The organism is Nocardiopsis sp. iso_237 (genome assembly GCF_056173345.1).
In genome coordinates this window covers 5,028,851-5,041,954 of the sequence record NZ_CM149669.1, presented here as the reverse complement: position 1 = coordinate 5,041,954, position 13,104 = coordinate 5,028,851, and the positions used below count along the sequence as shown (strand labels likewise).

The following is a 13,104-nucleotide window of genomic DNA, read 5'->3' as shown; positions in this document are numbered from 1 at the left end:
CCCCGGGGAACGTGGCGCGTTACGTTCCCCGGGGGAGGGGGGTCGGGGGCTGAGCGCGTGGCGCGTTCGCTCTCAGCCCCCGACGTCTGGGCCGCCGCCGGAAGACGTGGCGCGTTGCGCCTTCCGACGACGGTGTTCCGGGGAGAGGTGGTCCTCTCGGGAGGGGGCTAGGGAGTGTTTTTTGGATGCTTTCGCCGGTGGCGGCGGAGCCGCCATCGATGCGAGCGGCCTCCAGGCAATCTCTCGCAAGACGATGAGTGAAGCTGCCCCTACTGTGCGCTGCTACGCAAGCTCCGCAGTGTCGCACAGCGGGGGCCCGCCCGGGGTTGGCTGTCCGAGCTTCATCGGCGCAGTGAGAGGCAGCCTGGTGGTCGCGAGCGCGGAATGATCCAAAAAACACGACCTAGCGGCCGAGCAGCCCGGCCTTCTTCCAGAAGTACCGGCCCAGGCCCGTGATCGCACCCGCGGTGTCCAGCGTGTTGACGACCTTGCGGGCGGCCCAGGTCTTGGTCTCCACCCAGTGCGGGTTTCCCCTGGCGACCCGCTGGGCCTCCTTCGGGTCCAGCCCGACCTGTTCGTAGACCTTCGGGTTGATGAGCCGGGTCGCGGAGTAGTAGGTGACCAGGCCCAGCACGATCCGGCTGTAGGCCTTGTTCAGGGCGCCGCGCTCGGGCCAGTCGCGCTGGAACTCCTCACGGGCGTACCGCATGTGGCGCGCCTCCTCGGTCACGTGGATGCGGGCCACCGCGCGCACCAGCGGGAGGATCTGCTCGTCCGGGACGGCCTCGCGCTGGAGCTGGTCCAGGACCTCCTCGACGAAGAGCGCGCCCGCGAAGATCAGCGGGCCGTGCGCGATCGCCTTGAACACACGGCCGAGGTGGAACGTGACCGGGTCCAGCCGGTGCGCCTCCCAGCCCAGCTTCTGCACCATCTTCGCGAACATGACCGTGTGGCGGCACTCGTCGGCGATCTCGGTGTACGCGTACTGGACGTGGAGGGTCGTGGGGTCGTTGTGGTACGCGTGCCGGACCAGCATCTGCATGAGGATCGTCTCGAACCAGATGCCGATGGTGGCGACGCTGGCGACCTCCAGGCGGGAGAGCTCCTTGCGCTTCTCGTCGCTGAGGCGGTCCCACAGGTGGGTGCCGTAGAGGGAGATCCGCTCCGGGCGGATCGCCCACATGTCGGGGTCGACGGGGGCGTCCCAGTCGATCTCGACCAGGGGGTCGAAGGAGGCCTTCGCGGAGCCGCGCAGGAGGCGCTTGGCGATGTCCTCGCGGTCGGTGAGTTTCGGCTTGGCGACGACTTCGGCGGTCATCTCGTTCCTCCTCAGGAGGCGCTGGTCTGGGCGTGCGGGGAACCGTGGCGCGCGTGGAGCCCCCGGGCGATCTCCGCGTCCGCGAAGGCGCCGTCGGTGAGGAGCAGGCCGAGCTGGAGCGACACGATCTGTTCGGTGGTTCCGGGGAAGTGCTTGGTCAGGTGCAGGGCGGCCGTCCCGAACGCCGTGCAGGCGACGTCGCGGGGGGCGCGCCGGGCGCCGGCGGCGCGGACCACCGTCATCACGGTGTCGCGCTCGCTCTCGGCGGGTACCAGGCCGTCGAGTGAGGCGCCGGTGGCGCGGGAGCTCTCGTGGATGGGGGTGTCCACGTAGCCGGGGTAGACCGTGGTCACGCCGACGTGCGTGCCGTACTCGGCGCGCAGGCCGTCCGCGTAGGCGGTCACCGCGCGCTTGGAGACCGTGTAGGCCCCGGCGAGCGGGAGCTGGAGGTTGGCCAGGAGCGACGCGGTGACGATCACGCGGCCGCGGCTCTGGAGCAGGGCGGGCATCGCGGCGGCGGTGACGCGCCAGGTGCCGAGGAGGTTGACCTCCAGCGCCTGGTGGGCGTGGGAGTCGGGCAGGTGGCCGATGTCCACGGAGGGGCCGACCCCGGCGTAGTGGATGAGCAGGTCGAGGCGTCCGCCGAGCTGCTCGATCGCCTGGGCGACCCCTGTGCGCACCTGCTCGTCGTCGGTGATGTCGCAGGCGATGACGCCGGGGGCGGGCTTGCGGTCGATCCCGACGACGTTGACGCCGAGGTGGCGCAGGACCGCCACCGTGGCGCTGCCGAACGCACCGGAGGCGCCCGTCACGATGGCGTTCTGGCCGGGCAGCCGACTCAGGTGGCGAGGCAGGGGGGCCGTCATGTGATCTCCTCCACAGTCATTGCGGGAACGTTACAACGAGCATTGTCACAATGCAATGGGTATCAGCCGGAAATTTACTCGCGAGTAAGGTCCGTGTTCCGCTGCTGTGACGCGGTGCTGGCACGAGGACGGGGCCGCGCCCGCGCGCGGCCCCGTCGCTGCGGTCCGTGTCCTACCCGCGCCCGAGCAGCCCGGCCCTGCGCCAGAAGTACCGGCCCAGGCCGGAGATGGCCCCGGCGGTGTCGAGCGTCCTGACCACCTTGCGGGACAGTTCGGTCTTGCTGTCGATGAAGTGCGCGTTGCGCCGGGCGGCCCGCTGGGCCTCACGCGGGTCGAGGCCGATCCGCTCGTAGACCTTCGCGTGGATCAGCCGGGTCGTCGCGTAGTAGGTGACCAGGCCCAGCACGAGCCGCGAGTAGGCCCGGTCCACGGGGCCGCGCCGCACCCAGTCGCGGTGGAACTCCTCGCGGGCGTAGCGGATGTGGCGCGCCTCCTCGATCACGTGGATGCGGGAGGTGGCCCGCACGACGGGCTCGATGCTCCCGTCGTCGATCATCTCCCGCTGGAGCTGGTCGAGGATCTCCTCGACGAAGAGCGCGCCCGCGAAGATCAGCGGTCCGTGCGCGATCGCCTTGAAGAGGTTGCCGAGCACGTGCGCCACCGGGTCCAGGCGGTAGGCGGTGGATCCCAGCTTCTCGATGGCCTTCGCGAACATGACCGTGTGGCGGCACTCGTCGGCGATCTCCGTGTAGGCGTACTGCACGTGGAGGGTGGTGGGGTCGTTGTGGTAGACGTGCCGGACCAGCATCTGCATGAGGATCGTCTCGAACCAGATACCCGTGGCCATGGTGCTGGCCATCTCCAGCCGGGACAGCTCCCGGCGCTCGTCCTCGCTGAGGCGGTCCCACAGGTGGGTGCCGTAGAGGGAGACCCGTTCGGGGCGCATTCCCCACAGGTCCTCCAGCGGAGCCTCCCAGTCGATCTCCACCAGGGGGTCGAAGGAGGCCTTCGCGGAGCCGCGCAGGAGGCGCTTCGCGATGTCCTCGCGTTCGGTGAGCTTCGGTGTCGGCGCGTTTCCCACGGACATGTGTACCTCCAGGGGGTTCCGTGCCGGAGGCGCGCCGAACGGGCGGTTCGAGTGGTGTGACCCCGTTCACTCCGATCACCTGAAACGTTACAATCTCCGTTGTCATCGTTCAACGGCGCCAGGGAGCGGATTTACTGATGAGTACGGCACCACAGGGTCTCTAGGCTGGGTTCTATGGCGGAATACCGTATTGACGAACTCGCCCGGCTCGCCGAAACGACGGTGCGCAACGTGCGGGTGTACCAGGACCGAGGTCTCCTCGCCCCGCCCCGGCGCCAGGGCCGGGTGGGCATCTACTCCGAAGCGCATCTGGCGCGTCTGCGGCTGATCGGCCAGCTCCTCCGGCGCGGCTACACCTTCGCCAACATCGGTGAGATGTTCCAGGTGTGGGAGCGCGGCGGCGACCTGTCCGAGATCCTCGGCTTCGAGTCCGCCGTCGGTGACGCCTGGAGCGACGAGATCGCCGACTACCTCGGCATGGGTGACCTCAAGGACCTGTTCGGCAAGGGGGTGACCCCCAAGACCATAAGGCGCGCCCTGGACCTCGGCGTCCTGGAGCGCGACGGACTGCGCTTCCGGGTCCCCAGTCCGCGCCTGCTGCACGCCGGCGTCGAGCTGGTGAAGCTGGGGATGAGCGTGGGCGCGGTGCTGGACATCGCGGAGAACCTGCGGGACAAGATCGGTGACGTCTCCGAGCACATGGTCCGCCAGGTGTCCGACCACATCATCGCCGAGCACGCCCCCGGCACCGTGATCCAGAGCGAGGAGGTCGCGCAGATCGCGGAACTCATCCGCCGGGTGCGCCCCCTCGCGCAGCAGGCGGTGGACGCGGTCCTGGCCCAGGAGATGGCCCACCACCTCACCAACGTCATGGGCGACCACTTCGCGGACGCCATGGAGCACCTCAGGAGCGAGGACCAGACGCCCCAGGACACCGACGGCCCGCACGGGCCCTGAGACGAACGAGGACGCGTCGCACCCGCCGGACCCGCTCTCCGGCCCCCGAACCCCCTGACACCCCCACCCCCCGGCCCCCACCGCGCGACCCCCGTACATCCCAGCCCCGAACATCCGCCCCTCGACACGGACCACGGGCCCGGACACCAGCGCAGGTGTCCGGGCCCGTCCGTCGTCGGGGTCGGTCAGTCGTCGACCTTCGCGGCCCCGTTGGCGGGGGCGGTCGTGCCCTCGACCACGGTCAGCGGCAGCGACGTCGTGAAGCGCAGCTCCGCGAAGGCGCCGCTCGGCACCGCCGGGGCCTTCGGGAAGACCGGCCGGACGCTCCGGTACGCCTCGCCCGGCGCCGGGCGGGCGTCCTCCTCGCCCTTGTTCGGCCACATGGACATCGCCCGTTCGGCCTGGGCGGTGATGGTCAGGGACGGGTTGACGCCCAGGTTCGCGGTGACCGCCGAACCGTCCACCACGTGCAGGCCGGGGTGCCCGTACAGGCGGTGGTAGGGGTCGATCACACCGGTCTCGGGGCTGTCACCGATCGGGCAGCCGCCCAGGAAGTGGGCGGTCATCGGGATGTTGAAGATGTCACCGATCGTGCCGCCCGCGTAGCCGTCGATACGGTCGGCCAGCCGCGTGGCCACCTCCTGGCCCGCGGGGATCCAGGTGGGGTTGGGCTCGCCGTGTCCCTGTCTGGAGGTGAGCTTCTTCCTGCCGCCCAGCAGCCCGCGCTTCACCGAGGTGGTCAGCGAGTTGTCCAGGGACTGCATGACCAGGCCGATGATGATCCGCTCGGACCAGCGCCGGTTGGAGAAGCTGCGCAGGAACACGGTCGGGTGGCGCGCGGCCAGTCCCAGGAAGCGCAGCCAGCGCGGAATCGAGCCGCCGCCCGGAACCTGGATCGCGGTGAGCAGGCCCATCGCGTTGGAGCCCTTGCCGTAGCGGACGGGTTCGATGTGGGTGTTCTCGTCCGGGTGGATGGAGGACGTGATCGCCACGCCGTGGGTGAGGTCCTCCGGCGGCGGCACCTGCCTGCTCATGGCGCCCACCAGCGCCTCGGAGTTGGTCCGGGTGAGGGTGCCCAGCCTCTCGGACAGCCGTGGCAACAGGCCGTCGGAGCGCATCCGGTGCAGCAGGCTCTGGGTGTTGTAGGTCCCGGCGGCGACCACGACCTGGCGGGCGGTGAACGTGCGGGCGTTGGAGCGGCGCCGGGGCGCGTCGGTGCGCAGGGTGTCCACCGCGAAGCCGCCGCCCTGGGACCCGGGGCGTTCCCGCAGCCGCTCGACGGTGGTCAGCGGGTGCACCTTCGCGCCGCCGCGCTCCGCGAAGTACAGGTAGTTCTCGGTGAGGGTGTTCTTGGCTCCGTGGCGGCAGCCCGTCATGCACTCACCGCACTCCGTGCAGGCCCGGCGCTCCGGGCCCGCGCCGCCGAAGTAGGGGTCCCCGACCGACGCGCCGGGGGCCGCCTGGGAGCCGTCACCGTCCCGCCCGTCGCCGAAGCACACGCCGACCGGGGTGAGGCGGAAGGTGTCACCGACCCCCATCTCGTCGGCCACGGCCTTCAGGTGGACGTCCGAGGGGGTGACGGTGGGGTTGGTGCGGACGCCGAGCATGCGGCGGCCCTGGTCGTAGAAGGGGGCCAGCTCCGACTTCCAGTCGGTGATGTGGCGCCACTGCGGGTCCTCGAAGAACGCGTCCATGGGGTGGTAGAGCGTGTTCGCGTAGTTGAGCGAACCGCCGCCGACACCGGCTCCGGCCAGGATCATCACGTCCCGCAGGAGGTGGATGCGCTGGATGCCGTACAGCCCGGCACCCGGGGCCCAGAGGAAGTTCCGCACGTCCCAGGACGATGACGGCAGGGTCTCGGGTGTGAAACGTCGGCCCGCCTCCAGGACGCCGACGCGGTAACCCTTCTCTGTGAGGCGTAGGGCGCTGACCGATCCGCCGAAGCCGGAGCCGATCACTACCACGTCGTAGTCGAAGGGGTCTTGTGTGTGGTGCGGACCTTCGGCGGGGTCTTCCGTGCGCTGAGGGGACATGGTGTGGGTCTCTCTCCAGGTCGGATGCGTGCTCGTCCTGCGCCGGAAACGAGTCCGCAACGATGAATGCGCCATCTAGAAATGTGACATTCGATATTGTAATGTTCGTCACTACCGCCGAGTAAGGTGTGTTCCATATAACACACGAGGCGTGCTTCGGCGCAAGTTTCGCTCCCCCTCGCCGCTCCCCCCAGCGGCGGACCACTGGAGGTTCACATGCCCAAGGCCCCCGAAGAGGTGCCCGAGGCGCCACAGGACGCGCCTGAGCAGCACGAAGGCGGTGGCGGAACGCGCTGGCGCAGGTTCGCACTCGTGGCGGTGCCCGGGTTCCTGGCGGCCGGAGTGCTCGGCGCCATGACCACGCAGGGCCTCCTCGCCGCCTCCTTCGCGGTCTCCGGGGACAGCTTCAAGATGTCCGCGGACTCGCTCTCCGGGACGGGGTTCAGCCAGTACGGCGACGTCGCCAACTCGGTCGACGGCTCCGCCCGCGCGGTCGGCCTGTCCACCGTGAACACCGCCGAACTGGAGAACCTGTGCATGTCCTCCCTGTGGGACCTGCCCATCGGTGAGGCCACCCTCGTCATCAACGCCGGGGCCAGCAGCCCGGTCGAGGGCACCAACCTCGTCATCGACATCGAGCAGCTCCAGGGCAACGCCGAGTTCGGCGCCATCGAGATCGGCCGTGACGCCAGCACCCTGGACAAGGCCGAGGGCGGCCAAGGCCCCGCCGGTGGTTTCGGTCTCCAGGCCGACTCGATCACCGTCTCCGAGATGGAGATGACCACCTGGGCGGTGACCTCGGGCTCGCTGCGCCTGACCGGGCTCAACCTGGCGATCAAGCCGGGCAACCACGAGTGCTTCTGAGCTCATGGCGCACGCACTGACGCCGATCCGATCGGGGTGGAGGTGGTTCCGTGACTGGCGGCGGAACCGGCCGTTCTGGGGCGGCTTCCTCCTCGTCGCGGCCGGGATCGAGCTGCTGGTCGCACCCGCCGCGCAGAGCCTGATCCTGCCGATCGACCTGGTCATCTACGCGGGCATCGCCGGGGTCTACGGGCCCCTCATCGCGCTGCTGCTGATCTCGCTCGGCGTGCTGAGCTGGCTCCAGCCCGCGCAGCACGTGTTCTTCGGCCTGGTCGGGCTCATGCTCGCCCTCGTGTCCTTCCCGACCTCCAACTTCGGCGGATTCGTCATCGGCATGCTGCTCGGCATCGTCGGCGGATCCCTCGTGTTCGCGTGGTCCCCCGAGGTCAGGCGCCGACCCCGTCGGCGCCGCGGGGACCGAACCACAGTCGAGGACACCGAGGACACCGGCGGGGAGCCCGATCCCGCCGAAGGGTACGGCGAGACCGAGGGCGCCGGGACGCGTTCCGAGACGCCCGCCGGGGACCACACCCCGACCGAGACCGTCGACCCGCCCGCACCGCGCGGCCCGACCCGTTCCCTGGCCGCCGTCGCCCTGCCGCTCGCCGCCGCCGTCGCCCTCGCCTCCGCGCCCGCCCCCACTCTGGGCTGGCCCTGGGACTGGCTGGTCCCCGGTGACGACAAGGAGCAGAACGAGGAGCGGCCCTCCGAGGAACCGTCGGACGAGCCCACCGAGCGGCCCGGCGGCACCGACCCGGGGAACCCCGAGGACGACCCCACTGAGGACCCGGCCGACGAGGACCCCGACGCGGAGGAACCGGAGGACGAGGAGGAAGAGGAGACCGAGCCGGAGGAGGGCGACGCCGAGGACTGCGAGCTGCGTGTCGGGGAGGCCGCCCTGGTCGAGGACGAGGAGGATCTCCTCGCGGCGGTCCTGGCCTGCCAGGCCGCCCAGGACGAGGGCCTGTACCCGGAGGTCCTGGTCGACTCCGACTACGACTGCTTCCGGGGTTCGGTCCGGGAGTCCGGACTCACCGCCGACAGCCTCGCCATGTACGGCGCCCGCTACCGGGGCGTCGTGGAGTGTCCCACCGAGGACGGTCCCCGGCGCTACATCCGCCTCACCATGAGCAGCGGCGACGTCCGGGGCGGCGAGCTGTGGTTCGACGACCTCGGCACCCGGCGGAGCCTCGGGCTGCCCACCATGAACATGACCGGTGACGTGGAGATGCACGTGACCCGCATGCACGTCCGGCTGCTCGGGATCCCGCTGACCTTCACGCCGGACTTCCCGCCACCGCTCCTGCTCCCGATCATGTACCTCACCGACGTGGACGTGGACAGCCCGATGGCGTACACGGACTCGATGACCATCCCCGACCTGAACGGCCAGTACGGCGGCGGCTAGCCGCCCAGGAGCCGCCGTGGTCCCCACGGCACCTGACGGGGACGCCCGGCAAGGGGCGTCCCCGTTCCCGTGCGGCCGGGCTCCGGGCACCCGGGCCCGAACACCCTCGCGTCCCCAAGCGGGCACCCCGACGGGGCGGGTCGCCCACAGGGGGCGCCCGCCCGATCAGGACCTCAGCGGCGGTGCGTCAGCGCACCGGGATCACCAGTTCTCCGAGATCAGACGGCTCGGCTGGCCCACGTGCGACACGTACAGGGCGTCGCGGGCCCGGGTGCAGGCCACGAACAGCAGCGTCCGCTCCTGCTGGTGGGTGTGCTCCAGGGCCACCTGGTCGCCGTCGGCGGCCTCCAGCGCGGCCTTGGGCGGCAGCAGGTGGTCACTCACACCGACCAGCGCCACGCAGCGGAACTCCTGGCCCTTCATGCTGTGCATGGTGCCGACCCGGACCGCCGCCGGGTCGGCGGCGCCCTCCACGGGAGTGGTCCGCACACCGAGGGCCTCCAGCTCCTTGGCCACACCGCGCACCACCCAGTGGTTGCGCCCGGCCACCGCGATCTCGGCCGGGTTCACCCCGGCCTCCAGCCACACCCGGACCCACTCGCCCAGGGCGTTGAGCTCCTCGGCACGGCTGTCACAGCCGCGCACCACCGGAGCGGGGCCGCGCAGCAGCGAACGGTAACCGGCCAGGGTGTCCGCGTCGTCGTCCATCCCGAGGGCCGACCTGCGCCCCAGGATCGGCATGCTCCAGTCCAGGATCTCCTGGGTCACCCGGTAGCTGACCCGCAGCCGGTGGCCCCGGCCGCGCACGTTGATCCCCAGCGAGGCCAGCGACACCCGGTTGTCGGACACCCGCTGGTTCGGGTCGCCCACGATGAACAGGTCGTCGGAGCACTCAGGGACGGCGGCGCGCAGCATCCGCCACTGCGTCGGGTGCAGGTCCTGGGCCTCGTCGACCACCACGTGCCGGAACAGCGGACCGGTGCGGCCCAGCAGACGCGCGGCCTCACCGGCCAGCTGCGGGTGGGACCACAGGCCCTCCACCCGCATCGCGCCCACGTAGCGCCGGACCGTCTCCCACACCTGCCGCCGGTGTTCGGGTGCCAGGTGCTGGACCCGGCCGCTGCGCTCGCAGCGGATGTAGTCGGGCAGCAGCTCCAGACCCTTGGCCAGGATCACCTGCTCCCACTCGTCCACCAGGAAGCGGCCGGAGAAGGGCAGACCGTCCGCGAGCGCGACCGCGCGCCAGCGCTGGGCCAGCTCGTCCCTGCCCACCATGCGCGGGGCGACGCTGGTGTGCGACTGGACGATCGACCGGGCCAGGCTGTCGACGGTGGCCACCCGGACCCGGGAGCGCGTGTCCGGGTCGGGCAGCAGCTGGTCGAGGCGCTCGGACAGGGACTGGGCCAGGGCCCGGTTGTAGGAGGTGAGCAGGATGGACTCGCGGTGGCCACCGGGGTCCTCGGCGGCGTCCAGTTCGGCCAGGTGCGCGGCGCGGTACAGGGCCATCACGGTCTTGCCGGTGCCGGGCCCGCCGGTGACCTGAGCCGATCCCCTGAAAGGCGCCTTGACGACCCGGTGCTGGTCCGGGTGCAGGGTGATCCGCCACTGGGAGAAGGGCGCGCCGAGGGCGCCGGAGAGCTCGGGCGGGCCGACGGGGGTGGGGTCGACGCTCTCGCTCCCGACCTCGGTGAGGGTGTCGGAGGTGCGCGGGCGCAGGCTCCGGGCGTAGCGGAGCGCCTCGTCACGCGGGCGCACGGTGAGCAGCCGGTAGTGCGTGTCGGCGGCGTCGTCCCCGGCCGGTTCGGTTCCGGCGTCGGGGTCGGGGACGATCACGCCGGACCAGTCGGGGGCGATGCTGACGACCCGGACCCGGGGGTCGGCGGCGCCCTCGACGGACTCCGTTCCCGGGTGGTCGCCAGCCTGGTAGGCGCGCATCACGGCCAGGGTGTCGAGCTGGACCTCGGGCGTGAGACGGCTGAAGTCGCTGAGGAAAGTCGGGGCGATCGCAAGGGCTGACACGTGGTGTGTTCCTCCGGTCTTCGACCTGGTGGTGGCTCTGGTGGACGGTCGGATCGGATGTGTCGCGGGAGGAGGCCGACGGGCTTCGCTCCCACCTGAGACATGCTCGCGGCGGAATTTGGGCAAACGCCGCCCGAGGGTGGATTCGCGGCAGGTTTCCGGAGTGTTGGTCTCTTCTTGTCCTTGCAGGTCAGGGTGGTGTTTGCGTAAGGGAGTTCGATGGTGTTCCGGAGGTTCTCCGGGGCCTTCCGAGTGGCCTCTTCTGACCTGCGGTTCCTTGGGGCGGGGAAATGTCCGAAAGTAGGGTTGTGTCGTGGACCGAAACCCGTGAATCGCGCGTGGATCTCGCTGTTCGCGCTGAGAAGCACGGGGGAGGGGAGGGGCGGCAGGCTCGTGGGAACGCGGTGACCGAAACCCGACGTGGGTGCGGGGCGCGGGAGGGGCACGAACATGAGAGGTCACCCGGTCCGGGCTCACACTCTGGCCAGTTTCGGACACGCTCTGTGCGGAAGGCCGCGCGGTGCGAGATCGTGTACGCACCCGGGGCGCATGACGCGTGGTTCAGGACTCTGCCGGGGTCCGTCCTACCCCGGCAGAGTCCTCAACCACCCGGAGGGCGGGGTCGTCGGCCCGCGCGACGAGTGCGGCCGTCGACCGCTCCGGCGTGAGGGGGACCTCGACCACCCTAGAGAAGCGGTACCCCGTCCCCGGCCTCCCCAAAGCCCCGACGCCGCCGAAGCCCCGCGTCGTCGAGGGTCCCGCCCGCCGCGGCGATGTTCCCCCTCGGCCCCGGGGCCCCTTCCGGCAGTGCTCATCGTGTCCCCTCCCTCCCGTGCCGATCCGTCCCGCACCGCTGCGGCTCCCGGGCCGACGCGGCTCCGTCTCCGTCCCGTGTGCCGCCTCAGCGCCACGCCGCACCCTCCTCCCTCCCGCGCCGATCCGGGCCCGGTCGGCGGGCCCCAGGTCGTCGACTCCGGGACGCATCCTGCCGTGTGGGTGCGACAATCGGTCCCGGGGCGTGACGACCGTGGTCGCGGGTGCGGACGCCCGACGTCCGTGGCGGCGCGGACCGGGGGGCATGCTCTAACGTTGGTGAAGACAAACCGGGCGGAAGGAGCGGGACGAGCACGTGGCCCCCAACGACAAGAACCAACTGCGTATCTCGGACACCGAACGCGACCAGGTCGCGGAGATCCTGCGCGAGGCCGCGGGCGAGGGCCGACTGGACCTCGACGAGCTGGACGAACGCCTCGGCGCCGTCTACGCCGCCAAGACCTACGCCGACATCCAGCCCATCGTGGCCGACCTCCCCGCCGGCGCGGGCGGCTTCGGCGGCTCCGCGCCAGCCGGACCGAACCGACCCGGCGGACTCACCCCCCAGGTCCCCAGCCCGGTCTCCTCCGGAGGGCAGACGCTGTACCTCACGGGCCAGGGCGACTCCGTGGTGCGCAAGAAGGAGTGGACCGTCCCGCAGCGGGTCGAGGTGAACGTGCGGTTCGGGGAGGCCAGACTCGACTTCCGCGAGGCCCGCCTGACCGCCCCGGTCACGGAGGTCTGGCTGGACGTCTCTTGGGGCTCCGGCGACCTGATCATCCCCGAGGGAGCCACCGCGGAGGTCAACCTCGAGACCTCGTGGTTCGGCAGCCAGCGTTCGGACGTCGACTCCATCGCCCGCCACGGCGCCCCGCACTTCGTGATCACCGGCAAGAACCAGGGCGGCAGCCTCAAGGTGCGTCACAAGAGGTCAGGCGGCTGGTCCGACCTCTTCGGGTGACCCGGACGGCCCGAGGCCCGGTTCCCCCGCCCCCACCGTGCGCCATGATGGTGTGGCCGCGCGGCAGGGGCCGCACGGGGAGCGGAGGTCTCGGGCTGTGGGTATCTGGATCGCGGCGACGTTCGCGGGCGTGTGCGCCCTCGCACTGGCCCCCTTCGCCTGGACCTACCTCGCCAGCGCGCGCCGTCGCGGCACCGTCGCGTCCGTGCCCCACCGGCCCGTCGCCGTGGTGCTCGGCGCCGCCGCCTGGCACGACGGCCCCTCCCCGCTGCTCGCCCGCCGCCTCGACCTCGCCGTCCGGCTGGTGGAGACCGGGAAGGTGGACCGGGTCATCGTCTCCGGGGACAACCGCGAGGTCTCCCGCCGCGAGACCGACACCATGACCGACTACCTCGTGGCCCACGGCGTCCCCGCCGACCTGGTGACGGCGGACCCGTTCGGCTACCGCACCTGGGACACCTGCGTGCGGATGCGCGGGCTCTACGGGGTGGACGCCGCGACGATGGTCACGCAGTCCTTCCACCTCCCGCGCACCGTCTCCCTGGCACGGGCCGCCGGGATCGACGCGGTGGGGGTGGGCGACCCCAGCCTCGGGGCGCGCCGCCGGTCCACCCTCATCGGCTACGCGCGGGAGGTCGGCGCCGCCGCCAAGGCCCTCAAGGACGCCGTCCTGCGCCCCGAACCCCTCCGAGGGGAACTCACCGACTCGGACTCCTAGGCACCGTCGGGGGTTCCCCCCTCACCGGTGAGAAGCCCGACGCCCGACGCCGATTCGCGT

At 71.2% G+C, this 13,104-nt stretch carries 10 protein-coding genes; 5 read left to right on the top strand and 5 right to left on the bottom strand.

The features are described 5' to 3' along the window. Nucleotides 1-403: 403 nt before the first annotated feature. From AC0VYM_RS22710 to AC0VYM_RS22700, 3 genes are all read right to left on the bottom strand, one after another. Entirely contained in the window at nt 404-1,318 is a 915-nt protein-coding gene (locus AC0VYM_RS22710; protein ID WP_475455364.1) for an AurF N-oxygenase family protein, read from the bottom strand. Between the two features lie 11 nt (nt 1,319-1,329). Next, the gene (locus AC0VYM_RS22705) at nt 1,330-2,184 is read right to left on the bottom strand and encodes an SDR family NAD(P)-dependent oxidoreductase (RefSeq protein WP_475455362.1); all 855 of its coding nucleotides are present in this window, start codon (nt 2,182-2,184) and stop codon (nt 1,330-1,332) included. A gap of 172 nt (nt 2,185-2,356) precedes the next feature. Beyond that, on the bottom strand, nt 2,357-3,271 hold the full coding sequence (locus tag AC0VYM_RS22700) for an AurF N-oxygenase family protein (protein WP_475455360.1): 915 nt from the start codon (nt 3,269-3,271) through the stop codon (nt 2,357-2,359). Between the two features lie 174 nt (nt 3,272-3,445). Between AC0VYM_RS22700 and AC0VYM_RS22695 the strand changes: the two genes are divergently transcribed. Beyond that, entirely contained in the window at nt 3,446-4,228 is a 783-nt protein-coding gene (locus AC0VYM_RS22695; protein WP_475455358.1) for a MerR family transcriptional regulator, read from the top strand. Between the two features lie 185 nt (nt 4,229-4,413). On the opposite strand, the gene AC0VYM_RS22690 is transcribed toward AC0VYM_RS22695, so the two are convergent. Next, entirely contained in the window at nt 4,414-6,261 is a 1,848-nt protein-coding gene (locus AC0VYM_RS22690) for a GMC oxidoreductase (protein WP_475455356.1), read from the bottom strand. 216 nt (nt 6,262-6,477) lie between these two features. Here AC0VYM_RS22690 and AC0VYM_RS22685 point away from each other — a divergent pair, with 216 nt between their 5' ends. Both AC0VYM_RS22685 and AC0VYM_RS22680 read left to right on the top strand, forming a co-directional pair. After that, on the top strand, nt 6,478-7,125 hold the full coding sequence (locus AC0VYM_RS22685; protein ID WP_475455354.1) for a DUF6230 family protein: 648 nt from the start codon (nt 6,478-6,480) through the stop codon (nt 7,123-7,125). A gap of 4 nt (nt 7,126-7,129) precedes the next feature. After that, nucleotides 7,130-8,533, top strand: coding sequence for a DUF6114 domain-containing protein (locus tag AC0VYM_RS22680; protein WP_475455352.1), 1,404 nt, complete (start codon nt 7,130-7,132; stop codon nt 8,531-8,533). 201 nt (nt 8,534-8,734) lie between these two features. Here AC0VYM_RS22680 and AC0VYM_RS22675 read toward each other — a convergent pair whose 3' ends face one another. Beyond that, nucleotides 8,735-10,552, bottom strand: coding sequence for a UvrD-helicase domain-containing protein (locus AC0VYM_RS22675; protein WP_475455350.1), 1,818 nt, complete (start codon nt 10,550-10,552; stop codon nt 8,735-8,737). Between the two features lie 1,129 nt (nt 10,553-11,681). On the opposite strand from AC0VYM_RS22675, the gene AC0VYM_RS22670 reads away from it, so the two are divergent. Together AC0VYM_RS22670 and AC0VYM_RS22665 are read left to right on the top strand one after the other, a co-directional pair. After that, complete coding sequence (locus AC0VYM_RS22670; RefSeq protein ID WP_475455348.1) at nt 11,682-12,326, top strand: DUF1707 SHOCT-like domain-containing protein; 645 nt, start codon at nt 11,682-11,684, stop codon at nt 12,324-12,326. Between the two features lie 97 nt (nt 12,327-12,423). Beyond that, nucleotides 12,424-13,044 (top strand): SanA/YdcF family protein, encoded by a 621-nt coding sequence (locus AC0VYM_RS22665; RefSeq protein ID WP_475455346.1) that lies wholly within the window; start codon nt 12,424-12,426, stop codon nt 13,042-13,044. Nucleotides 13,045-13,104: the final 60 nt, after the last annotated feature.

Excerpts from the sequence above, each read along its gene's own strand:
- AC0VYM_RS22710 (WP_475455364.1), bottom strand. The coding sequence starts at position 1,318 with ATGACCGCCGAAGTCGTCGCCAAGCCGAAACTCACCGACCGCGAGGAC.
- AC0VYM_RS22705 (WP_475455362.1), bottom strand. The coding sequence starts at position 2,184 with ATGACGGCCCCCCTGCCTCGCCACCTGAGTCGGCTGCCCGGCCAGAAC.
- AC0VYM_RS22700 (WP_475455360.1), bottom strand. The coding sequence starts at position 3,271 with ATGTCCGTGGGAAACGCGCCGACACCGAAGCTCACCGAACGCGAGGAC.
- AC0VYM_RS22695 (WP_475455358.1), top strand. The coding sequence starts at position 3,446 with ATGGCGGAATACCGTATTGACGAACTCGCCCGGCTCGCCGAAACGACG.
- AC0VYM_RS22690 (WP_475455356.1), bottom strand. The coding sequence starts at position 6,261 with ATGTCCCCTCAGCGCACGGAAGACCCCGCCGAAGGTCCGCACCACACA.
- AC0VYM_RS22685 (WP_475455354.1), top strand. The coding sequence starts at position 6,478 with ATGCCCAAGGCCCCCGAAGAGGTGCCCGAGGCGCCACAGGACGCGCCT.
- AC0VYM_RS22680 (WP_475455352.1), top strand. The coding sequence starts at position 7,130 with ATGGCGCACGCACTGACGCCGATCCGATCGGGGTGGAGGTGGTTCCGT.